Origin of the sequence: Lachnospira hominis (ex Hitch et al. 2025) (genome assembly GCF_040096395.1) — a bacterium.
GTDB lineage: Bacteria > Bacillota > Clostridia > Lachnospirales > Lachnospiraceae > Lachnospira > Lachnospira hominis.
On record NZ_JBBMES010000002.1, the window covers coordinates 183,086 to 205,903 of the forward strand.

Consider the following 22,818-nt stretch of genomic DNA (forward strand, 5'->3'; position numbering starts at 1 on the left):
GTGAGGACTTTTTGTTATACTTTACAAAATATTATTTAAGGAGGAATGTTTAACTTGGACGAAAGTGATAATGATTCTGATGCGAACCAATTCAATAGAATTTTTATTTATATATCTCAAGGCATGGACTATGTATTCGGAACATAGACCATGTCTTTTGTTGCTTTTATAAAGTGTGATATTTAGATAATTTTATTGTAGAAAGGTTTTATTTGTGAGTACATCAATTTTTATTCTTTTATTAGTACAGATTATTTTAATTATATTAAACGCGATTTTTGCGAGTGCAGAGATTGCTGTTTTATCAATGAATGAAACAAAACTAGAACGAATGGCAGAACAAGGTAATGGCCGGGCAAAGAGATTAGTACGATTAACACAAGAGCCAGCACGATTTCTTGCGACAATTCAGGTTGCAATCACATTGTCGGGATTTTTAGGAAGTGCTTTTGCAGCAGATAATTTCTCAGAACCTTTAGTTGATTGGGTTGTTGGGATGGGTGTGAATATTCCACGTTCTACTTTAGATACCATAGCTGTTATATTGATTACATTGATTTTATCATATTTCACGTTGGTTTTTGGCGAATTAGTTCCAAAGAGAATCGCAATGAAAAAATCTGAAGAACTGGCAATGGGAATTTCAGGATTGGTTACGGGAATCTCTATCTTATTTAAGCCAATCGTTTCATTTCTTTCAATATCAACCAATATTGTCTTGAAGATTTGTGGTATTGATCCAAATGAAGCAGAAGATCAAGTAGGTGAAGAAGAAATACGTATGCTTGTTGATGCGGGAAGTGAAAAAGGAACAATAGATCATCAAGAAAAAGAGTTTATTCAAAATGTTTTTGAATTTAATGATATTATGGCTGGTATGATTGCTACACATCGAACAGATGTGACAATATTATGGATGTCTGATGATGTGAAGGAGTGGGATGAAACAATTCATAATACACGACATACCCTTTATCCTGTCTGTGGAGATTCGATAGATCATGTTATTGGTATTTTAAATGCAAAAGACTATTTTAGATTAAAAGAAAAAAGTAAGGATATGGTTATAGATTCTGCAATTTCTGCACCATATTTCGTTATGGAAACTACAAAAGCAGATGTGCTTTTTAAAAATATGAAACAATCGAAGCAATCTATGGCGATTGTATTAGATGAGTATGGTGGAATGGTTGGAATAGTGACTCTTTTTGATTTATTAGAAGAAATTGTTGGCGATTTAAACGATATTGAACCAATATCGTTGGAAGAAGAAACTGTTATTATAAGAATAAGTGATGACAAGTGGGAAGTGAAAGGAAATATACGATTAAGTGATATTGAAGACGCTATAGGTGTTACATTTACAGCAGAAGATTGTGACACATTTACTGGATTTGTATTTCAAAAATTTGGTATGGTACCAAAGGATGGGGATACAAAAATAGAATTAGAAATAGAAAATATGCATATAATCATTGACAAAATAAAAGAGCATCAAGTTGAACATGCAATTATAGAAATTTTAAAATAAAAATTTTGAAATCGCATTTGTAAATTATTTTAGAAACAAGTGGATATATCAGAAGGGTACATATACATTTTCAAATCCAACAGGGAGAGAATGATACTGTGATAAAAAATAGGCGATGCCTATTTTTTATGAACTGTGGTATAATTAAAAATCATTAATTTATCGAGGTACATATGAAAATTTGGTTAGATGATTATGCTTATGATGGCGGCGATGCAATAAAGCTTCTTGATTATCTGGCGGAAAGAGAAACATTTTATCTAGTGGAAATCCATACAGCAAACCCAGTTGGAAGGGAAAATATGTATAGAATGCTTGACCGGTATTGGCCTGATTTATATTAATCAGCATTTGGTATATACAATGGGAAAAGTTCCAGGAGGCATTATAACAGCTGTGTTTTGTATTTCTGGTCAATAAAAGTAGGGCTGGCAGTCAAATATGATTGTCAGCCCTGATTTTTTCGGTTTACCACCATTTCTCCTTATAAGAATACTCACCACGGTAATTGGAAGCATTATAATCAGGATACTTAAATGGTGCATATACGTCATCCTTAGGTGCGTCATCCTGTGTGTATATGTACATAGAGTCATAATCCCATGTGACAATTTCGTCGCGGGCGTCACCGTAAAGATTTACAGCCTCGGCACACAGGGTAGGATGTCCGTCATCAGGAAATCTGACGACCTGAATACCGTTTCCGTCAATCATGCCGCCTCGCTCAATATCGGCATTGAGCAGGATAAAATCCTGACCGTCGCCAGTCCAGTTGACAGGAGTTAAGAGATTGCCGTTAAGTTCATTTTCCATTTCCCACAGCTGATTGCCTTCGCTGTCATAGAAATATATAATTCCCTGATGTCCCCAGAAATTAACAACAACCATTTCATATCCTGGGCGGTCCGGGAGATAATTGGCGAGACTGACACGCTGTGCATGACCGATGCCATCCTTTTTAAGAAGATTTCCATTAAAATCACTTATCAGGAAACCTTCTTTTCCGGCAACGCAGGCAAAAAATTTAGTGCCCTTATGCGGACCGGACTCAAATCTGCCCGGAACAATCTCATCAATATGGTCTTCTTTGACAGGCATTGTCCACATTTTATTTCCGTGGCAGTCAAGCATGTTATAACCGACTAAAAGCTCATCGTGTCCATCACCATTAATATCGATTGCAAAAGGAAAATGTCCCGTATTTTTATCGCTCTGGAAATGCCACATAACCTCAAGGTTATCATTTAGGGCATAAACTCTGCAATAACGGTCCTTAATAAGAATATCGCGGGGTTTTTCAAGACCACGGAAATTGCATATACGCATGCCGTCAGGATTAATTCTGTCAAATGCATATATTTTATCAGGAACACCTATAATAGTTCCGTCTTCTTCAGACGTAGAGAAAGGCGTTTTAGCCCGTTTTTTAACTTCACCGGTTCTTCCGTCAAGAATTAAGACTTCAAAATTCTTGGCGGTGATAACTTCATCAAAACCATCACCATCAATGTCATATATCTGCATAGGCATATCGGCAGATATCGTTCCGATGTCGTGGTTATCTGTTGGTTCGCCATGCTGCCATAATATATTTCCGTCAAGGTCGAATGCAGTGAGACAGCTTATCGTTCCGTAAGCATCACGGTTTACACGTTTCTGGCACTGTGCCATAACCATCTGGTACTCACCATTGCCAAGAAGATGTCCAAAACGGAGTTGTCTGCCTGTGCCACAGCCTTTGAGGTCGATTTTTTTAAGAAGCTTCATCTTAGGATATTTAGCCTGTGCTTTTTCACATTCAGCTTTATAGGCATTTCTTGCTGCGTCAATAGAGGCAGCAGTGCTTTCAGAAGTTGTAACATTTACAAAGCCAAATTGTGCGGGTATAGTTGCAGTAATGGCAACTTTTCCACCTTGTGCGGCATATTCTGTATCAAGGTCAAAATATACTTTATCATCAACACTACATATAACGTGGCGTCCTTTAATATCGGCTTTGAGTACATAAGTGTCATCACAGTTGTAATCAAAAGGCACTGAAGCGATAATAGTAACTTCTTCTTTATGGCGGTATTCAAGTCTTAATTCATGCTCTTCAAAAACGAGAACAAGAAGATTTGCTGAATTCTGACAGCAAAATCCGATACCTGCATTGCCCCATTTTGTTGTGAACATACGCACGCCTGCAGTTATAGTGTAATCACGCCAGAACCGGTCGCCGCTTGTAAGCATTGGAAAAGTGCGGTGTGGCTTGTCATTGCGGATACGCATCTGTTCCATATAATGTTTTCCATTATATTCAGTAATAATCCATGATGCACCCTGTCCGTTATAAGTGTGGTTACACACGGGGTCATACCATTTTCCATAATATCCGGGATAGTGGATAAAATGATATTCGCCCATTGCCGAATGATTTTTGTCATATGGGAATTCACCAATAGCAAAATTCTTAAAATCTTCATCAAGTAAAATATAATCTTCCATAATTACCTCCATACTGATAATTTGTAATTTCATTGAAGTAAAATTTTATATTGATTATAAAATGTTTTTTGAAAAATTATTACTGTTTTTTTACCTGTTTTTTGAATTTAAAAGATTTAATGTCGTTATATATATATAAATTTTGACAAATATTATTAACAGTGGTATTATAATACAAAATATATATTAAACCACAGAAAATATTAGAAACGGAGGTACATGCATGACAAGAAACTTATTTAGCAGATATGCTTCTGATGAGAATAATCCTGACTGGGAGAATCATATAGAGCGTGAAACACAGTTGTATCATCGGAAAAGTGACATACGTTCAGAATATGAGAGAGATTATACACGTATATTACATTCACTTGCATACAGAAGATTAAAGCATAAGACTCAGGTGTTTTTTAATATCGACAATGACCATATATGCACACGAATGGAACATGTACAGCATGTTGAGTCAGTGAGCTGTACTATTGCAAAGTTTCTCGGATTGAATGTTGACCTTACAAGAGCAATAGCAATGGGACATGATTTGGGACATGCACCTTTTGGACATGAAGGAGAAGTTGAGTTAACGAGAATACGAAAAGACTTTGGAATGGACAGATTCTGGCATGAAAGAAACAGTCTTAGAATAATAGACAATATTGAACTGCTTGAAGACGATAAGAGCGAGCTGAAAAATCTTGACCTTACGTATGCAGTCCGTGATGGTATAATTTCACATTGCGGAGAGGTTGATGAGAATGGTATTTTTCCAAGAAAAGAAAAAATAGATCTGGATACGTTTTGCGAACCGGGACAGTTCCAGGCGTATACATGGGAGGGCTGCGTTGTAAAAGTTTCCGATAAAATTGCATATCTCGGAAGAGATATAGAAGATGCGGTCCGGATTAATTTTATTGGTGAAAAAGAGATTGATGAGCTTGCAAAGATTTCACAAAAGTATGGTGTTGAAACGATAAATACAACAGTTATAATACATAATTTTATAACAAGCATATGTGAGAACAGCTCGCCTCAACAGGGAATCAGGCTGAGTGATAAATATAATAAAATGCTTAAAGAAATAAAAGATTTTAATTATTCAGCAATTTATAACAATGAAAAATTCAAAGTTTACCGTGACTATGTTGCACTTGTTATAAGAAGTATTTTTAATACACTGATGAAGACATATGATGTTTGTAATCCTTATAAAAGCCTTGATAATATAGATTGCATAAAAAAAGCATATCCTATGCTTGCAGGTGATTTTTACAAACATATCAAAGTATATTCCAATATACAAGGTGATAATGAAAAGTACAAAAATAAAAAGATTTATGGAAATATAGAGACAAAAGAAATATATGCTCAGGCAATAATTGATTATATTTCAGGAATGACGGACAGATACGCGGTGGAGATATTTAACGAATTGTTAAAATATTAAAATATATCTGATGGAGGCATTACATATGGAACTATATGCAGCCGCTCCCGGATGAATTCGATATATTACACTATGTGAGGATAGCAGATGCCAGAAAAAAATCCGATGCTGCCGCTTTCATCATTTGGTGTACCCGATGCGAAGAACACATTGAATATAATTGAAAGTATAATATTTATTTAAAAATTTAAAAATATATGGACATTTTAAAATGTTTGTATTAATGTATATAATACAAACAATACAAAATATGTGAGGCGAAAATTATGATATTAAAGTTAGATATGAACAGTACAGTTCCGATATATGTACAGCTTCGTAATCAGATAGTTATGGGAATCGGACACGGAGAACTGAAAGAGGGAGAGCGGCTGCCGACGGTAAGACAGCTTGCGTCGGATGCGGGAGTTAATACAATGACGGTCAATAAGACGTACCAGATTCTTAAAGCGGAAGGGTATATACAGACCGACAGGCGGCAAGGGGCGATGGTTGCACGCAACATTACCATGAATAAGGAATTTCGTGAAAAGCTTGAATCGGAGCTGGAGCTTTTATCTGCTGAGGCAAGTATTAACGGAATGGATAAGAGTGAATTTATGAAAATGTGTGAAAGTATTTATTCAACGATGAATCCACAGCCGCTACAGGCGTGAGAAAGAAGGTCAGGTATGAGTATAGTATTATTTATGATGTTTTTGTTTTCCGGGCTTATGATAACACTTATTTGCAGATTCACAGTTTTTTCAGAATATGAATATACGCAGGGGATGTATCTTGGAGTGCATATTCCGCCGGAAGAAAAAGGTAGTGAGATAGTCAGGCCATTCATGGAAAAAGAGGTAAAAAGACAGAAGATATTCCAGAATATTAACATGCTGTTATCGGTTTTATTGTGCATACCGGTCTTTTTCTGGGAAGCTGCGTCGGTTATAATATGGACGGTATGGATGTGTACATATATGATAGGATACATGTACATTCTTAATTCGGCACACCGCAGATTATATAAAATAAAGATTCAGAACGGGTGGATAAATAAGAACACTCAGATGATTTATGTGGATACATCGCTTTCGGCAGATGAACGCAGTTTAAAGTCAAATAACAGATATCACATTATTACGATTGCTTCAGAATTTATAATGACAATCCCGTTTATGATTAATAAATCATACAGCAGAAGTGAAGGTTTGATTTTCGCATTAGCTGCAATATCAATTTCTTTAACATGTATGATTTTAAATATATATGTTAATAAAAGAAATACCACGGTTTATAGCGAAGATACCGATATAAACAAGGCCGTTATGAATCTGTCAAGGAAGTATTTCAATGAGGGCTTTATATCATTAAGCGTGTGCAATGCCGCAGCATTTCTGTTATTTACAATATTGTATATGATAAACAGGGAAGTATCTTTTATGTCGATGATGCTGTATATAACTATTCAGACACTTTCAACAATATTTCTTGTGGCGGCGTATCTGATTCTGATAAAAAAGAAAAAAGAACTTCTGTCATCAGATATGAAACCAGTTTATGTAGATGATGATGAATATTGGAAAACAGGATATTATTATAATCCGAATGATAATCATATTCTTGTGAAGAATCGTATGTTTGATGGTAATTATTCATTCAATCTGGCTAATCCCAAAGCAAGATTTATATGCGGCGGACTTTATATAGTTATAATAACAGCTGTAGTGTTTACGCTGGTTGTGTTGCTTCCGTTTTCTAATGTGAAGTTGAATGTGGATATTTCATCAGAAAAAATGAAAGTATCGGCAGCAGGCTACAAATATCAGGTGGACGCAGATAATATAGAGACTATTGAATTGCTTGATAAATTGCCCGGTGAAAGTTTTTACCGCGTAAACGGAGGTTCAACTGATACGTATGATATAGGTTATTATAAAGGTTCTGATACAGGAAAGTGTATGCTTTTCATATTTGACGGATATGAACCCATCCTTAAAATAACAGGTGGTGGAAAAATTGTATTTTTAAATTCAAAAAATGAAGGAGAAGTACAAGACTGGTATGAACAGATAAAAAAGATACGGAATGATATTGATATGAAAGAATAAAAGGCTGATTTTTGGCGAAACAAAAAATACCGCAGACACATTTAATGTCTGCGGTGAAAATAATTCAATATGTTATGTTTAGCATATTACAGTTTGTAATCAACATCAGGGTTTATGGTGAGTGCAACACCGGTTTCAAATGTACCTTTACCGTTTTCGGCAAAAAGTGAAAATAATGTTCCTGTAAAAGTCATTGTACGTGTACCCTCCGTGCTGAGTCCGGCATTAAGTCCCGAACCGATTTCATGGCAGGCAATTTTTGCATTGAGATTCGTTGTATCAGCAAGGGCATAAGAAAAAGTATATTTTTCGCGGTCAGTATCTATTTTTACAAGAAGATTGAGATTTTCATCTTCTTTAGATATAGGAATATGTGCAAGTTCTGCACCCATGTCGTGTATATGTTTATAAAATCCGACATATTTTCCATTTTCATCGCTGCCAACATATATTTCATAGTGATAATCGTTGTTATAGTAGGCAGCAACACCGAATCGTTTTGCTGTACTGTCTTTTATTTTTAATACAGCTTTAAGTGATGTTGTAAATTCCGGCTGCTTAAATGAAAGAACAGTCGGGGATTTACCTGGTTCATTCAATGTTATATCAGTACCTTTAAGTGTGAGACATCCGTTTTTACTGTCATAAATATAATGAGACATATCAGGATTTCTTGTGAACTGCAGGCGTTTGTCAAGAGTATCATTGTGGAAGTCAATATTGACGCTGTGGTCTGCATGTAAAAATGGTCTGCCTGTTGCATCGTCTGTTATTGTATTAGCAATTGTCTCCGGCTCATTTATGCCCGGAAGAGGTGCATCCATTACAAGCTCAATAGTTCCGTTTCCGTTGTATCCGACAACAGGCCATCCGTCTTCATTCCATGTGACAGGTGCAAGAAAGGTTTCACGGCCGAGATTGTGAAGAAGTGCATGGCTGAAGCGTCTTATTCCGAGGAATACAAGCCACCAGTTTCCGTTTGCATCTTCAACAAGGTCAGCATGTCCGGTAGCCTGAATTTCGGATTTTTTATACTCTTTATGAGAAATAATAGGATTGTGTGGACATGGGGTATAAGGACCGAATACATTTTTTGAACGCTGTATTGTTTCGCGGTGAGCATATTCTGTTCCGCCTTCCGCAATCATCAGGTAATACCAGCCGTCTTTTTTGTAGATATGTGGACCTTCTGCACATTGACCGCCGCAGCCAGTGCTTATAAGGTGCTTGTCAGAAAGAATTTCGCCCGTCATCGGATTGATTTTAAATGCAACAATACCTCTTACACCGTTAAGATTACCGGTTGAACAGTAATAACAGCAGTCATCATCATCCCAGAAAAGTGATGGGTCTATACCACCCTGGTCAATCCATGCAGGGTCGGACCAGTCTTTGTTTATATCGTCTGTATGAACAACAAAGTTTCCTTTATCGGTAACATTAGTTGTTATCATATAAAACATTCCTTTGTGGTACCTTATTGTAGGTGCATATATACCACCGGAATTGCGGCAGCCTTCAAGTTCAAGCTGCGAACGTCTGTTAAGGCAGTATCCGGTAAGTTCCCAGTTTACAAGATTGCGGCTGTGATATATCGGTACACCGGGGAAGAATTCAAATGTTGAATTAACAAGATAAAAATCATCGCCAACGCGGCAGATGCTTGGGTCGGGATTGTATCCCGGAATAACAGGGTTTTTAAAAAGCATAATCTTATCACCTCAGAAAAAATATTGTATACAAAATAAAAATTAAAGTACAGTTATATAAAAATACATTTAATAACTTATCTGTAGAATATATTTATTTAAAGATAAATTCAAGGTAAAAGTGTGTCATAAATTATTTAATTTACAGAAAAACTTTTGACAAATCTGATACATAAATTTTGTATGTAACGTGTATGACGCTTATTTTTAATCAGAAATAATTTAATATATGAAGTGCATGGCTGCAAAGTAGTTTACTTGAAATAGCAGTTTATGTATGTTACAATGGCAAAAGCAATAAATTTAATATACGAAAGGCGGATTTGAGCATGAATGACAGATACCAGACACCTCTTGCGGAAAGATATGCGAGCAAAGAAATGCAGTATATTTTTTCGCCTGATATGAAGTTTAAGACATGGAGAAAACTTTGGATTGCACTGGCTGAGACAGAAAAGGAACTCGGACTTGATATTACAGACGAGCAGATTGAGGAACTCAAGGCTAACAAAGACAATATCAATTACGAAGATGCAAAAAAGCGTGAAAAAGAAGTAAGACATGATGTAATGTCACACGTATATGCATATGGACTTCAGTGTCCTAAGGCAAAAGGAATTATCCATCTTGGAGCAACTTCATGTTATGTTGGTGATAATACAGATATTATTGTTATGACAGAGGCATTGAAGCTTGTTCGTAAAAAACTTATAAATGTAATCGGTGAACTTTCTAAGTTTGCAGATAAATATAAGGCACTTCCTACACTTGCATTTACACATTTCCAGCCGGCACAGCCGACAACAGTAGGCAAGCGTGCAACACTCTGGCTTAATGAACTTGTTATGGATTTAGAGGATGTTGATTATATACTTTCAACAATGAAGCTTTTAGGATGTAAAGGTACAACAGGTACACAGGCCTCTTTCCTTGAATTGTTCAATGGAGATCATACGAAAATCCGTCAGATAGATGGAAAGATTGCACAAAAGATGGGATTTGACAAGTGTGTTCCTGTATCAGGACAGACATATTCAAGAAAAGTAGATACAAGAGTTCTCAATGTACTTGCAGGAATTGCAGCGAGTGCACATAAGTTCTCTAACGATATCAGACTTTTACAGCACTTAAAAGAAGTTGAGGAACCATTTGAAAAATCACAGATTGGTTCATCAGCTATGGCTTATAAACGTAATCCGATGAGAAGCGAAAGAATGGCATCACTTGCAGATTTTGTAATTGCAGATGCACTTAATCCGGCTATCGTATCATCAACACAGTGGTTTGAGAGAACGCTTGATGATTCAGCAAATAAGAGAATGTCAGTTCCGGAAGGATTCCTCGCAGTTGATGGTATTCTTGATTTATATCTTAATGTTGTTGACGGACTTGTTGTATACGAGAAGGTTATTAACAGAAGACTTATGTCAGAACTTCCATTTATGGCAACAGAAAATATTATGATGGACGCAGTTAAGGCCGGCGGAGACAGACAGGAACTCCACGAAAGAATCCGTGAGCTTTCTATGGAAGCAGGAAAGAGAGTTAAGCAAGAAGGTCTTGAAAATAATCTTCTTGAACTTATTGCGGCAGATCCAATGTTTGGTGTAACACTTGATGAACTTAAAGCTAAACTTGATCCTTCAAAGTATGTAGGACGTTCAAAAGAGCAGGTTGAAGAATATCTTGCAGAAATTATCAATCCTATTCTTGATGCTAATAAAGAAGAACTCGGAATGACAGCTGAGATTAATGTTTAATATATACATATTCTCATAGCATATGATTTTGCCGGACGCAGTTTACGTCCGGCAAAATTAATTTTACAAAGTGAGGTTAATTGTGGATAATAAAAATAAGACAGACAAGGGACTTTTGGGAAATGAGAAAATAGAAGAAGCTGTTGCAGCACTTCAGCAGGAAACAACGCAGGAAATGCTTGCACACACACTTACCGTAATTAGACGCCGCATGAGAGAAGCCGGTCAGCTGATAGTAGCAGTAGAGCCATCGATGGGAGATAACAATCTTAATATACAGTCAGTTAAGACGGACGACGGAAAATGCTGGTGGATGGCGTTTACAAGTTTTGATGAAGAATTAAAAGGCAGTGGCAGTGTAATGTCAACATTTATGGCAGACATAGAAAAAATGTTCGAGTCAGCTATAAATGCAGAAGGAATAGAAGGCATAATAATTAATCCATGGAATCGTACAATTATGCTTGATAAGGAACTTATACGTATAGTTCTCGGATAATCCGTCAGAAGAAGATTTGACAAATAAAGACAGGAATTATAAAAGCATGAATTTGGTCCCGGCTGCCGTGAAAAAAGAACCCAAAATCGAAAAATGAAAAAAATTGAAAAAAGTTTAAAATAATGCTTGACAACCTCGGATTTATATATTACAATAGCAAAGCAAGTTCGCGAGAGCAAGCAAAGCAAACCGCTTGTACGGAGTGCATGACATGGGATCTTAGCTCAGCTGGGAGAGCATCTGCCTTACAAGCAGAGGGTCACAGGTTCGAGCCCTGTAGGTCCCATAGTTACTTAATTTAATATGGCGAGATAGCTCAGTTGGCTAGAGCACACGGTTCATACCCGTGGTGTCGTGGGTTCAAATCCCTCTCTCGCTACTAATTTAAAAAGAGTTCAGGCGGCTGCCTGAGCTCTTTTTGCTATAGTTCATTTTATGTCAGCACATGTGCTGCAAAGTTCAGATGTTGTATGTGATATAAAGTTGTAAAGCTATAAAGTTCAGATATTGCTTGTAAAATAAATAAAAATATGTTTTACTTAAAAAAGGTATGTGAAATAATAAAAGATGTTTGTAAATAAAGGAGGAAGCGGGCACATGAGAGTTGGAATGGGTTATGACGTTCATAAGTTGGTTGAGGGTAGAAAGCTCATACTTGGTGGTGTTGATATTCCTTATGAAAAAGGACTCCTTGGACATTCAGATGCGGATGTGCTTCTTCATGCGATTATGGATGCACTTCTCGGAGCTGCGGCACTTGGTGATATAGGAAAGCATTTTCCTGATACAGACGACAAGTACAAAGGTATTTCAAGTCTTGAATTGTTAAAAGAAGTTGGAAGACTTTTAAATGAGAATAATTATATAATAGAAAATATAGATGCAACAATTATTGCACAGCGTCCTAAGATGCTTCCTCATATACAGAAGATGAGAGAGAATATTGCGGGCGTTCTTGGAATACAATTAAATCAGATAAATGTAAAAGCTACAACCGAAGAAGGTCTTGGATTTACAGGAAGCGGTGAGGGCATATCTTCTCAGGCAATATGTGCTTTGACATCAGTGTCAAATTATATATATGGTGAGGCGGATATGAAAAACTGTTGTTCCGGATGTAATGGATGCACTAAGTATCAAGAATAGTAAATCAGATTAAAATCGGGAGCAGATATGAAATTTATAAATTTTGTAAAACAGGAAATAGCAGTAATAAAGGACAGAGACCCTGCCATTAAATCAACGATGGAGGTGTTTCTTTATCCAAGTTTTAAAGCTATATTAAAATACAGAAAGGCACATAAGCTTTTCCTGAAAAAACATTATTATCGTGCAAGAAGAATATCACAAAAAACGGCAAGACAGACCGGTATCGAAATTCATCCGGGAGCACAGATTGGTGAAGGACTTTTCATTGACCACGGACATGGTGTGGTAATAGGTGAAACAGCAATCATTGGTGATAATGTAACACTTTATCAGGGTGTTACACTCGGTGGTACAGGAAAAGAGCAGGGAAAAAGACATCCTACAGTTGGTAATAATGTAATGATTGGAGCAGGAGCGAAAGTATTAGGTTCTGTTACAATTGGAAATAACTGCAAGATAGGTGCCGGTTCAGTTGTTTTAAAAGATGTTCCGGATAATGCGACGGTTGTCGGTGTGCCTGGAAGAATAGTAGTTCTTAACGATGTCAGGGTTGCTGATGCAAATGATTTGGATCAGGTTGATTTACCGGATCCAGTAATGAATGACATTGATGAATTAAAAACAGAGAATGATGAACTTAAAGAAAGAATTATACAGCTTGAAGATAAACTTAATGAGTGTAGAAAAGCTAACAGCAAATAACTAAGATGTTTAGTGAAAAAATGTCATGATGGAAATGTCATATAAAATTTAGGAGGAAAATATGAAGATTTATAATACACTTACAAAGAAAAAAGAAGAATTTGAACCTCTTGAAAAAAATAAGGTAAAAATGTATGTCTGCGGACCTACAGTTTATAATCTTATCCATATCGGTAACGCAAGACCGATGATTTGCTTTGATACAGTAAGAAGATATCTTGAATATAAAGGATATGAAGTGAATTATGTATCTAATTTTACGGATGTTGATGATAAAATTATAAAGAAAGCCAATGAAGAAGGCGTTTCAGCAGAAGAAATTTCAACACGTTACATTGCTGAGTGTAAAAAAGATATGGAAGGCATGAATATCAAGCCTGCTACAACACATCCTCTTGCTACACAGGAAATCGGTGGCATGATTGATATGATTCAGACACTTATTGACAAGGGATATGCTTACAATGTCAATGGTACTGTATATTACAGAACAAGAAAGTTTGAAGGATATGGCAAGCTATCAAAGAAAAATATTGATGACCTTGAGGCAGGACACAGAGATATAAAGGTTGCAGGAGAGGACGAAAAAGAAGATCCGCTTGATTTCGTACTCTGGAAACCTAAAAAAGAAGGTGAACCTTCATGGCCGTCACCTTGGAGCGACGGAAGACCGGGCTGGCATATTGAATGTTCAGTTATGGCAAAGAAATATCTTGCAGATGAGATAGATATCCATGCAGGTGGTGAAGATCTTATATTTCCTCACCATGAAAATGAGATTGCACAGTCAGAAGCTGCAAACGGAGTACAATTCGCAAAATACTGGATGCACAATGCATTTTTAAATATTGACAATAAGAAAATGTCAAAGTCACTCGGTAATTTCTTTACAGTGCGTGACATAAGCAAAGAATATGACCTTCAGGTATTAAGATTTTTCATGCTCTCTGCACATTACCGCAATCCTATTAATTTCAGCCATGATTTGATGGAATCAGCAAAAAACGGACTTGAAAGAATTGTTACAGCAGTAGCTAATCTCAAGCATTTATCTGAAAATGCAAAAGAAGGCAGCATGGCAGCAGATGAAGCAGAAAAGATTGCATCACTTAAAGAGATGTATGATAAGTTTGAACAGGCAATGGATGATGATTTTAACACAGCAGATGCCATTTCTGCAGTTTTTGAAATTGTAAAATTTGCCAACTCAAACAGCAGTGCTGAAAATACAAAGGAATATATAGATACACTCGTAAAGAAAATTACAACACTTACAGATGTTTTAGGACTTAAAGTAGAGAAAAAAGAAGAAATTCTTGATGAGGATATTGAGAAATTTATTGCAGAGCGTCAGCAGGCAAGAAAAGACAGAAACTTTGCCCGTGCAGATGAAATCCGTGATGAACTTCTTGCAAAAGGAATTGTACTTGAAGATACAAGAGAAGGTGTAAGATGGAAGAGAGCCTGACACAAAATCTCACTGAGAGTATAAAAAATGTGCTTGGATTAAAGGAAATTTCTCCGGCACAGCTTTCACCGCTTGTTCTTGCATACATCGGGGACAGCATATTTGACCTTGTCATAAAAACGTATCTTTTAGATACAAAGGGAAATATGCAGGTTAATAAACTTAACCGTTTTGCAAGTAATATTGTAAAGGCACAGTCACAGTCAGAAATGATAGGGATTATAGAGCCGCTGTTAAGCCCGGCGGAAGAAGCGGTATACAAAAGAGGACGTAATGCAAAATCATATACATCAGCAAAAAATGCTTCAATATCAGATTACAGAAGAGCTACAGGTTTTGAGGCTCTTATGGGATATCTGTACCTTGAAGGTGAGTATGAGCGTATGATACAGCTTATAAAAGCGGGGCTGGATAAAGAAAAATAGAATTCTTTCTGCAAAATATTAAGAATTTTATCCGCATAATAGGGAGGATTTATGAGATATAAAGAATTCACAATAGAAGGACGTAATTCGGTGCTTGAAGCATTTCGTTCCGGAAAAACAATTGATAAGCTTTTTGTGCTTGATGGCTGTCAGGATGGTCCTGTAAAAAGCATTATAAGAGAAGCTAAAAAGACAGATACTATAATTAATTTTGTGGATAAGGAACGTCTTGACAGGCTTGCCGGAACAGGACACCATCAGGGTGTTGTTGCACAGGCGGCAGCATATGAATATGCAGAAGTTGAAGATATATTAAAGGCTGCAAAAGATAAAGGCGAGGCTCCGTTTATATTTATTCTGGATGAAATAGAAGACCCTCATAATCTTGGTGCTATAATAAGAACGGCCAATCAGGCAGGTGCACATGGTGTAATTATACCAAAAAGAAGAGCTGTAGGACTTACGGCTACAGTTGCAAAGACATCTGCGGGTGCAATTAACTATACACCTGTTGCAAAAGTGACAAATATTTCAAAGACAATAGAAGATTTGAAAAAACAGGGAATGTGGTTTGTGTGTGCAGATATGGATGGAACAACAATGTACGACCTTAATCTCACAGGACCTATAGGGCTTGTAATAGGTAATGAAGGAAGCGGCGTTGGCAGGCTTGTAAAGGAAAAATGTGATTTTGTTGCATCTATACCTATGAAAGGTGATATTGATTCACTTAATGCTTCAGTTGCCGCCGGAGTGCTGGCTTATGAAATAGTACGACAGAGAATGACAAAATAATGCCGCAGCAGATTTATGGAGGCTGAATTGGATTTCAATAAATGCAGTGATGAAACATTGATTGATATATACCGCAAAGGTGACGAAGCGGCAATAGAAGTTCTATTTGAACGGTATAAAGACATAGTCAGAAAAAAGGCAAAAGCCATGTATCTGGCAGGAGGCGACAGTGATGACCTCATTCAGGAGGGAATGATTGGACTTTATAAAGCTGTCAGGGATTATGATGATACAAAGGAGGCTGCGTTTAAGACATTTGCAAGCATGTGCATTAACCGCCAGCTTATCAATGCCGTGACAGTTTCAAACAGAAAGAAAAATATGCCGTTAAACACATATGTGTCGTTCGATATGCCGGCATATCCTGATGAAGATAATGAAACACGGCTTGTTGATATTTTAAAACCTGAATCAGAGCAGAATCCTGAAAAATTATTTATAGACAGGGAGTACAGTGATTCATTCAAAAAAAAGTTGTTTGACAGGCTTAGCAGCTTTGAAAAACAGGTATTGCAGCTGTATATGGAAGATAATGATTACAGGCAGATTGCAATGCTTTTGGGAAAAACTCCAAAATCAATAGATAATGCCATTCAAAGGATAAGAGCTAAGGCAAACAGCATATCTTGACAAAAGATAAAAGCTGTAATAATATAGATTTTGTCTTGCTGATGTAGCTCAGTGGCAGAGCACTTCATTGGTAATGAAGAGGTCAGGGGTCCAATTCCCCCCATCAGCTTTCAGACGGAAACTTTTCTGAAGTATTTTTTAGGACGTTTTACAAAATATACCGCCATATCGGATTGATTTTCCGGTGTGGCGGTATTTTGGCATATGCAGGCAGATGAAGTGGAACGATTAATTTATTTGAATATATTGAACTTATTTGATTACAGCAGCCTGATAAAAGAATTTCTGGTAATAATCAGTAAATTCATCTATTGTATGTGTTACAATTCCATAGGTCGGGTCGGCAAAAGTTACCGTCCTGTCTGTAAGGTTGTATCCGGATAGAACAACACAGTGTTCATATGACGGCCATGAGAAATACTCTCCGTCAGAAAGGGGAACTTCGCGGTAAGTGATGTCTTTTACAGAATAATCGTATGAAGTCCACACAATAACCGGATTGCCTGCGGCAACATATTCAAAAAGTGAATGTACAGATGAGTAACTTATTACATGAGCCGTCAAATTTGAATTATTATTTTTTAAAAATGAATTTGCTGCAGTTACAATAGCTGGTGCAAAACATCCGCTTCCGTGTTCGTCCCATGGTGAACCGAGAAAATAATCTATAAAGCATCCGGCATCAGCGGTATCACGCATCGGCAGGTAATTGGTTGCAAGAATCTCTTTGTCAACATTAAAGCCGTAAAAATGAAGAACCTCGGCGAGCGATGTTATCTCACATCCTGTAGGAAGATCGGGTTCCTGGCTGATGAAAGGAACATCTAGCTGCATTTTTGATGGGATGTTCCGGCTGCTTTCGGCCGCGGTTGTGTATTCGTGTTTATCAGAGTATACATAATCAAAATCCTGTGATGAAGTTTCTGACGTGGCAGATACAACAACAGAGGCATCGTTTTTATTTTTATCTTTTGATGAATCCAGATACATAGTAACAACAAAAATAAGAGCTGCGACTGATGAAATCAGGATTATGATTTTTAAAATATTTTTTTTGGCTTTTTTCACTTACAAAAATCTCCAATTCAAGTATATAGAATGATTAGAAAAATATATTTATTTTCATTATATACATAATAATGATTGATTGCAAATCCAAAGATGTGGTATTATACTAAAGTGTGGTTGTAAAACCCGGATTTAAGTATATATATGCAGGCTGATATAGATAAATATCAGCGGAATGGAGGAAATATGGTAAAAGCTATCGTTGGCGCTAACTGGGGTGACGAAGGTAAAGGTAAGATTACAGATATGCTTGCTGAGGAATCTGATATTATTGTAAGATTTCAGGGAGGAAGTAATGCAGGACATACCATTATCAATGAATACGGTAAATTCGCACTTCATCTTCTGCCATCAGGCGTTTTCTATAATCATACAACAAGTATTATTGGCAACGGCGTTGCTCTTAATATTCCATACCTTATCAAGGAATTAAAGAGCCTTACGGACAGAAATGTACCTATGCCTAAGATTCTTGTATCAGACAGGGCACAGATTCTTATGCCTTATCATGTTGATTTTGATACATATGAGGAGGCAAGACTTGCAGGAAAGTCATTTGGTTCAACAAAGTCAGGCATAGCACCATTCTATTCAGATAAATATGCAAAAATCGGATTCCAGGTATGTGAATTATTTGGAAATGAGGATGAACTTAAAGATAAAATAGCTAACGTATGCACACTCAAAAATGTTATGCTTGAGCATTTATATCATAAGCCGCTTCTCAATCCGGATGAGATATTTAATACTTTAATGGAGTACAAGGAAATGATAGCTCCATATGTGACAGACACATCTGCATATCTTAATAAAGCATTAAAAGAAGGAAAGAAGATTCTTCTTGAGGGTCAGCTCGGTTCACTCAAAGACCCTGACCACGGAATTTATCCAATGGTTACATCATCTTCAACACTTGCTCCTTATGGTGCAATCGGAGCTGGTGTTCCGGCTGCATCAATTCAGGATGTTGTCACGGTAGTTAAAGCATATTCATCAGCAGTTGGTGCCGGTGCATTTGTAAGTGAAATATTTGGAGACGAAGCAGACGAACTTAGAAGACGCGGCGGTGACGGCGGCGAGTTCGGTGCTACAACAGGTCGTCCTAGAAGAATGGGATGGTTTGATGCAGTTGCAACACGTTACGGTGTAAGAATGCAGGGTACAACAGAAGTTGCTCTTACAGTAATAGATGTACTTGGATATCTTGATGAGATTCCAATGTGTGTAGGATATGAAATTGACGGTAAAGTTACAAAAGATTTCCCTACAACACCACAGCTTGAGAAAGCAAAGCCGGTATGGAAAGTGATGCCGGGCTGGAAATGTGATATTCGTGGAATAACAAAGTACGAAGATTTACCAGAGGCATGCAGAAACTATATTGAGGCAATTGAAGATGAAATCGAAGCACCAATTACAATGGTTTCAAATGGTCCTGGAAGACATGAGATTATTCACAGAGAAAGCAGTTATTCTAAATAATCTGATAAGATAAAAGACAGGTGTCAGCTGTCGGAAACTGTGCATTGACAGACGACGGCCGGTGTCATAAAAATAAGACAGCGTTGATAATAAGTCAACGCTGTCTTGAATTATCTTTTTGACAGATATCTGTATACAAGCATCATTGCGTATATTACAATGGGGAATACGATATCTGTAAATATAAGCCCTTTAAAAAGCGTTCTTGCGGTCTGCGTGTCGATAAAAGCAGTTATAAGTGTGACAATTATCAGGACACCCCACAAAATAACAGCGGTAAGGGCAACACCTCGTTTTACTTTTTTCATATTTATTAACCTTTCCGTGATATGAATTAATCATTATCAATTTATATAATAATAGCATAGAAAATAATAATATAAAAGACTTTATATATTAAATATAATTATAGGAGAAAAACAATGGTAAAGAGTGTATTGGAATATCTCGAGAATTCAGCAGCAAGATTTCCTGATAAAAAGGCAGTCGCTGATGACAAAAGCAGCATGACATATTCAGAACTTGTAAATAATGCACGGAATATTGCGGCAGGACTTCTTCCTTACACAGAAAGAAGACAGGCAGTTCCTGTATACATGGACAAGAGCTGTCATACGCTTGCTCTTTTTATGGGAGCTGTAATGGCAGGATGTTTTTATGTCTGCCTTGATCCAAGCCAGCCGGCAGAAAGAATCAATATGATTCTTGAGACGCTTGAGGCGAAACTTATGGTCGTTGATGAAAAATCAGCAAAGAAGCAGGCGAAGCTTGGTTTTGATGGCCCTGTTCTTAATATTGACGAGCTTATGACACATGAAGTGACAGAAGAAGAGAACGAAAAACTTGCACAGATAAGAAGTGAAGCTTTAGATATTGACCCGTTGTATTCAATATTTACATCAGGCTCAACAGGTGTTCCTAAGGGGGTTATAGTAAATCACCGTTCAGTCATAGACTTTATAGATTGCTTTACAGATACATTTAACATCAGTGAAAATGATATAATTGGCAATCAGGCACCATTTGATTTTGACGTATCAGTAAAAGATATTTATTCAACATTAAAATGCGGTGCAACAATCCAGATTATACCTAAACAATTATTTTCATTTCCTACAAAACTTCTTGATTATCTTGATGACAATAATGTTACAACACTTGTATGGGCTGTTTCGGCATTGTGTATAGTTACAACTTTAAATGGCTTTGAGTACAAGGTTCCGTCAAAGATTAATAAAGTAATTTTCTCAGGTGAAGTTATGCCGATAAAACATCTTAATCTCTGGAGAAAAGCATATCCGGATGCGATGTTTGTTAATGTATACGGACCTACAGAAATCACATGTAACTGCACATATTATATAGTTGACAGGGAGTACGAACTTGACGAGACACTTCCTATGGGTAAAGCATTTCCTAATGAGAGAGTATTCCTGCTTGATGATGACGATAATATTATCACTGAATCACAGCCGGGTACAACAGGTGAAATTTGTGTTTCAGGAACAGCAGTGACAATGGGTTACTATAACAATCCGGAAAAGACAGATGCAGCATTTGTTCAGAATCCTCTTAATAACAAATATAATGAAATAATATATAGAACGGGCGACTTAGGATATTATAACAATGACGGTCTTATGTGCTTTTCATCAAGAAAAGATTTCCAGATTAAGCATATGGGACACAGAATAGAGCTTGGTGAAATTGATATGGCAATCAACGCAGTGGATGATGTCGTAAGAGCATGCTGCATATTCCATCAGGACGCAAATAAGATTCTTGGATTCTATGAGGGAGCTGCAGATAAAAAGACTATTACACATGTTCTTATGCAGAAACTTCCAAAGTTCATGATTCCACAGGAATTTATCCAGGTAGAATCCATGCCTATAACAAAGAATGGTAAGATTGACAGAAAACTTCTTCTTGAAAATTATATCGGAGGCGAAAATGCTTAGTATAGAAAAAATAACACAGCTTGCAAAAGAAAATTCAACACCGCTTTATATATTTGATAAAGATGAGCTTGCAGACAGAATTTCATCAATAAAGAGAATAGTAGGAGATGGCGTCACAATATGTTATGCCATGAAGGCAAATCCGTTTCTGCTCGATGCGGCAAAAAAGCTTAATGTGAAATTTGAGGTGTGTTCACCGGGCGAATTTTCAATATGTGAGCGTGAAAATATTAATATGTCGGACATAGTTCTTTCCGGTGTCAACAAGGAAAAACATGATATAGAACATGTCATGGACGACTGCGGCGGTGTAGGAATGTATACAGTTGAGTCAGTAAGCCAGTTTGAACTTCTCAATGAATGTGCGGCAAAAAGAAATATTACAATACCTGTTCTTTTAAGAGTTACAAGTGGCAACCAGTTCGGACTTGACGAAGCTGAGGTTGAAAGACTCGTCTCACACAGAGAAAACTATCCTAATATTGATATACACGGAATCCAGTGTTATACAGGTACGCAGAAAAAGAAAATTGACCATATCACAAAAGAACTTGAGTGGCTTGACGGAATATGTGATATGTTAAAAGAAAAATATGGTTTTAATGCAAGGGAGCTTGAATATGGACCTGGACTTCCTGTTTCATATTTTGGCGAAGATGCTTTCAATAATTCGTATGATATGTTAAAAGAGTTTGCCGAGTATCTCAAACCGCTTAAAAGTAAATACAAGATAACACTTGAGATGGGTAGATATATTGCCGCAACATGCGGAGTATATGTGTCATCAGTTGCTGATACAAAGACTAACAAGGGCCAGAACTACTGTATAATTGATGGTGGAATTAACCACGTTAATTACTATGGACAGACAATGGCAATGAAAGTTCCGGCTTATACATTTGTGAAAGCCGACGGCACAGCTGCGGCAGGCTATGGTGCGAAAGATTACGGCACAGAACCTGAAAAATGGACAATATGTGGTTCACTGTGTACAGTTGCTGATGTAATTGTAAAAAATCTTCCAATAGGAAAGCCGGAATCAGGCGATATGATTATTTTTTATAACATCGGTGCATATTCTGTTACAGAGGGAATTTATCTGTTCCTGAGCAGAAAAATGCCTAAGATTATAGCATACAGCGAAAAAGAAGGAACGAGTTTATACCGTGATTTCAAATTTTCGGATAAGATTAATTCGAGAGAAGATCTTATTTAATAGATTATTAATATATAATTCACTTTCATTTTTCAAAAATGTGCTTGACTAACACAGGAAGATGTTATATTTTAAATTCGATATACTAAAGGGGTAAATATAAAACCCTGTTTGGTCGATATAATTTAGTGAAAGAAAGGTCAGGATTTTTATAATGGATCAGTTAATGGACATTTTGACAGAAGTTAATGCAGACGTAGATTTTGAAACATGTGATACACTTATCGATGATGGTATTCTCGATTCTTTTGATATCGTATCAATCGTTGGTGAGCTTAATGACACATTTGATATTGAGATTACACCTGTTGACATTGTTCCTGAGAATTTTAATTCTGCAGAGGCAATGTGGGAGATGATTCAGAGACTTCAGGATAACTAGGATATGCATTAACGTGA

At 36.8% G+C, this 22,818-nt stretch carries 21 protein-coding genes and 3 tRNA genes; 20 read left to right on the plus strand and 4 right to left on the minus strand.

All coding sequences use genetic code 11. The features are described 5' to 3' along the window. Positions 1 to 214 precede the first annotated feature (214 nt). Complete coding sequence (locus WMO38_RS02845; RefSeq protein WP_349161361.1) at positions 215 to 1,531, plus strand: hemolysin family protein; 1,317 nt, start codon at positions 215 to 217, stop codon at positions 1,529 to 1,531. 173 nt (positions 1,532 to 1,704) lie between these two features. Next, the gene (locus tag WMO38_RS02850; protein ID WP_349161362.1) at positions 1,705 to 1,875 is read left to right on the plus strand and encodes a cyclic-phosphate processing receiver domain-containing protein; all 171 of its coding nucleotides are present in this window, start codon (positions 1,705 to 1,707) and stop codon (positions 1,873 to 1,875) included. A gap of 124 nt (positions 1,876 to 1,999) precedes the next feature. Here the strand turns inward: WMO38_RS02850 and WMO38_RS02855 are convergent, their stop codons facing one another. Further along, the gene (locus WMO38_RS02855; RefSeq protein ID WP_349161364.1) at positions 2,000 to 4,018 is read right to left on the minus strand and encodes a hypothetical protein; all 2,019 of its coding nucleotides are present in this window, start codon (positions 4,016 to 4,018) and stop codon (positions 2,000 to 2,002) included. Between the two features lie 223 nt (positions 4,019 to 4,241). Here WMO38_RS02855 and WMO38_RS02860 point away from each other — a divergent pair, with 223 nt between their 5' ends. The 3 genes from WMO38_RS02860 (at position 4,242) to WMO38_RS02870 (ending at position 7,555) form a co-directional block, all read left to right on the plus strand. Continuing rightward, a complete protein-coding gene (locus tag WMO38_RS02860; RefSeq protein ID WP_349161366.1) occupies positions 4,242 to 5,462 on the plus strand; it encodes a deoxyguanosinetriphosphate triphosphohydrolase family protein in 1,221 nt (406 codons plus the stop codon). Positions 5,463 to 5,728: 266 nt separating this feature from the next. Then, positions 5,729 to 6,118 carry a GntR family transcriptional regulator gene (locus WMO38_RS02865; protein WP_349161368.1) on the plus strand — a complete coding sequence of 130 codons (390 nt, stop codon included), beginning with the start codon at positions 5,729 to 5,731 and terminating at the stop codon, positions 6,116 to 6,118. A 15-nt stretch (positions 6,119 to 6,133) separates the two neighbouring features. After that, entirely contained in the window at positions 6,134 to 7,555 is a 1,422-nt protein-coding gene (locus WMO38_RS02870) for a hypothetical protein (RefSeq protein WP_349161369.1), read from the plus strand. An 86-nt stretch (positions 7,556 to 7,641) separates the two neighbouring features. Here the strand turns inward: WMO38_RS02870 and WMO38_RS02875 are convergent, their stop codons facing one another. Beyond that, positions 7,642 to 9,264, minus strand: a complete 1,623-nt coding sequence (locus WMO38_RS02875) for a glycoside hydrolase family 43 protein (RefSeq protein ID WP_349161371.1) — start codon at positions 9,262 to 9,264, stop codon at positions 7,642 to 7,644. A 323-nt stretch (positions 9,265 to 9,587) separates the two neighbouring features. Between WMO38_RS02875 and purB the strand changes: the two genes are divergently transcribed. From purB to WMO38_RS02930, 11 genes are all read left to right on the plus strand, one after another. Beyond that, positions 9,588 to 11,024, plus strand: a complete 1,437-nt coding sequence (gene purB / locus WMO38_RS02880; protein WP_186835859.1) for an adenylosuccinate lyase — start codon at positions 9,588 to 9,590, stop codon at positions 11,022 to 11,024. Positions 11,025 to 11,106: 82 nt separating this feature from the next. Next, the gene (locus tag WMO38_RS02885) at positions 11,107 to 11,523 is read left to right on the plus strand and encodes an SseB family protein (RefSeq protein ID WP_021865923.1); all 417 of its coding nucleotides are present in this window, start codon (positions 11,107 to 11,109) and stop codon (positions 11,521 to 11,523) included. Between the two features lie 213 nt (positions 11,524 to 11,736). Continuing rightward, a tRNA-Val gene (locus WMO38_RS02890) sits at positions 11,737 to 11,809 on the plus strand. 19 nt (positions 11,810 to 11,828) lie between these two features. Further along, positions 11,829 to 11,902 (plus strand) — tRNA-Met (locus WMO38_RS02895). 218 nt (positions 11,903 to 12,120) lie between these two features. Further along, positions 12,121 to 12,669, plus strand: a complete 549-nt coding sequence (ispF, locus tag WMO38_RS02900; RefSeq protein WP_021865922.1) for a 2-C-methyl-D-erythritol 2,4-cyclodiphosphate synthase — start codon at positions 12,121 to 12,123, stop codon at positions 12,667 to 12,669. Positions 12,670 to 12,696: 27 nt separating this feature from the next. After that, positions 12,697 to 13,374 (plus strand): serine O-acetyltransferase EpsC, encoded by a 678-nt coding sequence (epsC, locus tag WMO38_RS02905; protein WP_021865921.1) that lies wholly within the window; start codon positions 12,697 to 12,699, stop codon positions 13,372 to 13,374. Between the two features lie 61 nt (positions 13,375 to 13,435). Then, positions 13,436 to 14,842, plus strand: a complete 1,407-nt coding sequence (cysS, locus tag WMO38_RS02910) for a cysteine--tRNA ligase (protein WP_349161373.1) — start codon at positions 13,436 to 13,438, stop codon at positions 14,840 to 14,842. Continuing rightward, positions 14,827 to 15,267, plus strand: a complete 441-nt coding sequence (locus tag WMO38_RS02915) for a Mini-ribonuclease 3 (RefSeq protein ID WP_021865919.1) — start codon at positions 14,827 to 14,829, stop codon at positions 15,265 to 15,267. The genes cysS and WMO38_RS02915 overlap by 16 nt, the downstream gene beginning before the upstream one ends. Positions 15,268 to 15,318: 51 nt before the next feature. Then, the gene (rlmB, locus tag WMO38_RS02920; protein WP_349161375.1) at positions 15,319 to 16,062 is read left to right on the plus strand and encodes a 23S rRNA (guanosine(2251)-2'-O)-methyltransferase RlmB; all 744 of its coding nucleotides are present in this window, start codon (positions 15,319 to 15,321) and stop codon (positions 16,060 to 16,062) included. 27 nt (positions 16,063 to 16,089) lie between these two features. Next, complete coding sequence (locus WMO38_RS02925; protein ID WP_349161376.1) at positions 16,090 to 16,692, plus strand: RNA polymerase factor sigma-70; 603 nt, start codon at positions 16,090 to 16,092, stop codon at positions 16,690 to 16,692. Between the two features lie 37 nt (positions 16,693 to 16,729). Then, a tRNA-Thr gene (locus tag WMO38_RS02930) sits at positions 16,730 to 16,801 on the plus strand. Positions 16,802 to 16,944: 143 nt separating this feature from the next. Here the strand turns inward: WMO38_RS02930 and WMO38_RS02935 are convergent. Then, entirely contained in the window at positions 16,945 to 17,760 is an 816-nt protein-coding gene (locus WMO38_RS02935) for a C39 family peptidase (protein ID WP_349161377.1), read from the minus strand. Between the two features lie 186 nt (positions 17,761 to 17,946). On the opposite strand from WMO38_RS02935, the gene WMO38_RS02940 reads away from it, so the two are divergent. Next, positions 17,947 to 19,242, plus strand: a complete 1,296-nt coding sequence (locus WMO38_RS02940; protein WP_349161378.1) for an adenylosuccinate synthase — start codon at positions 17,947 to 17,949, stop codon at positions 19,240 to 19,242. A 110-nt stretch (positions 19,243 to 19,352) separates the two neighbouring features. Here WMO38_RS02940 and WMO38_RS02945 read toward each other — a convergent pair whose 3' ends face one another. Further along, positions 19,353 to 19,550: a hypothetical protein gene (locus WMO38_RS02945; RefSeq protein WP_349161379.1), complete on the minus strand. Its 198-nt coding sequence runs from the start codon at positions 19,548 to 19,550 to the stop codon at positions 19,353 to 19,355. Between the two features lie 114 nt (positions 19,551 to 19,664). Here WMO38_RS02945 and WMO38_RS02950 point away from each other — a divergent pair, with 114 nt between their 5' ends. The 3 genes from WMO38_RS02950 to WMO38_RS02960 all read left to right on the plus strand — a co-directional run bounded on the left by WMO38_RS02950 (position 19,665) and on the right by WMO38_RS02960 (position 22,801). Next, the gene (locus WMO38_RS02950; RefSeq protein ID WP_021865913.1) at positions 19,665 to 21,203 is read left to right on the plus strand and encodes an amino acid adenylation domain-containing protein; all 1,539 of its coding nucleotides are present in this window, start codon (positions 19,665 to 19,667) and stop codon (positions 21,201 to 21,203) included. Next, on the plus strand, positions 21,196 to 22,419 hold the full coding sequence (locus WMO38_RS02955) for a diaminopimelate decarboxylase family protein (protein ID WP_021865912.1): 1,224 nt from the start codon (positions 21,196 to 21,198) through the stop codon (positions 22,417 to 22,419). The genes WMO38_RS02950 and WMO38_RS02955 overlap by 8 nt, the downstream gene beginning before the upstream one ends. Positions 22,420 to 22,573: 154 nt before the next feature. Continuing rightward, a complete protein-coding gene (locus tag WMO38_RS02960; protein WP_021865911.1) occupies positions 22,574 to 22,801 on the plus strand; it encodes a phosphopantetheine-binding protein in 228 nt (75 codons plus the stop codon). Positions 22,802 to 22,818: the final 17 nt, after the last annotated feature.

What these genes read in the sequence shown, in the direction of transcription:
- WMO38_RS02850 (WP_349161362.1), top strand. Translation starts at nt 1,705, where the DNA reads ATGAAAATTTGGTTAGATGATTATGCTTATGATGGCGGCGATGCAATA.
- WMO38_RS02855 (WP_349161364.1), bottom strand. Translation starts at nt 4,018, where the DNA reads ATGGAAGATTATATTTTACTTGATGAAGATTTTAAGAATTTTGCTATT.
- WMO38_RS02860 (WP_349161366.1), top strand. Translation starts at nt 4,242, where the DNA reads ATGACAAGAAACTTATTTAGCAGATATGCTTCTGATGAGAATAATCCT.
- WMO38_RS02865 (WP_349161368.1), top strand. Translation starts at nt 5,729, where the DNA reads ATGATATTAAAGTTAGATATGAACAGTACAGTTCCGATATATGTACAG.
- WMO38_RS02870 (WP_349161369.1), top strand. Translation starts at nt 6,134, where the DNA reads ATGAGTATAGTATTATTTATGATGTTTTTGTTTTCCGGGCTTATGATA.
- WMO38_RS02875 (WP_349161371.1), bottom strand. Translation starts at nt 9,264, where the DNA reads ATGCTTTTTAAAAACCCTGTTATTCCGGGATACAATCCCGACCCAAGC.
- ispF (WP_021865922.1), top strand. Translation starts at nt 12,121, where the DNA reads ATGAGAGTTGGAATGGGTTATGACGTTCATAAGTTGGTTGAGGGTAGA.
- epsC (WP_021865921.1), top strand. Translation starts at nt 12,697, where the DNA reads ATGAAATTTATAAATTTTGTAAAACAGGAAATAGCAGTAATAAAGGAC.
- cysS (WP_349161373.1), top strand. Translation starts at nt 13,436, where the DNA reads ATGAAGATTTATAATACACTTACAAAGAAAAAAGAAGAATTTGAACCT.
- WMO38_RS02915 (WP_021865919.1), top strand. Translation starts at nt 14,827, where the DNA reads ATGGAAGAGAGCCTGACACAAAATCTCACTGAGAGTATAAAAAATGTG.
- rlmB (WP_349161375.1), top strand. Translation starts at nt 15,319, where the DNA reads ATGAGATATAAAGAATTCACAATAGAAGGACGTAATTCGGTGCTTGAA.
- WMO38_RS02940 (WP_349161378.1), top strand. Translation starts at nt 17,947, where the DNA reads ATGGTAAAAGCTATCGTTGGCGCTAACTGGGGTGACGAAGGTAAAGGT.
- WMO38_RS02945 (WP_349161379.1), bottom strand. Translation starts at nt 19,550, where the DNA reads ATGAAAAAAGTAAAACGAGGTGTTGCCCTTACCGCTGTTATTTTGTGG.
- WMO38_RS02950 (WP_021865913.1), top strand. Translation starts at nt 19,665, where the DNA reads ATGGTAAAGAGTGTATTGGAATATCTCGAGAATTCAGCAGCAAGATTT.
- WMO38_RS02955 (WP_021865912.1), top strand. Translation starts at nt 21,196, where the DNA reads ATGCTTAGTATAGAAAAAATAACACAGCTTGCAAAAGAAAATTCAACA.
- WMO38_RS02960 (WP_021865911.1), top strand. Translation starts at nt 22,574, where the DNA reads ATGGATCAGTTAATGGACATTTTGACAGAAGTTAATGCAGACGTAGAT.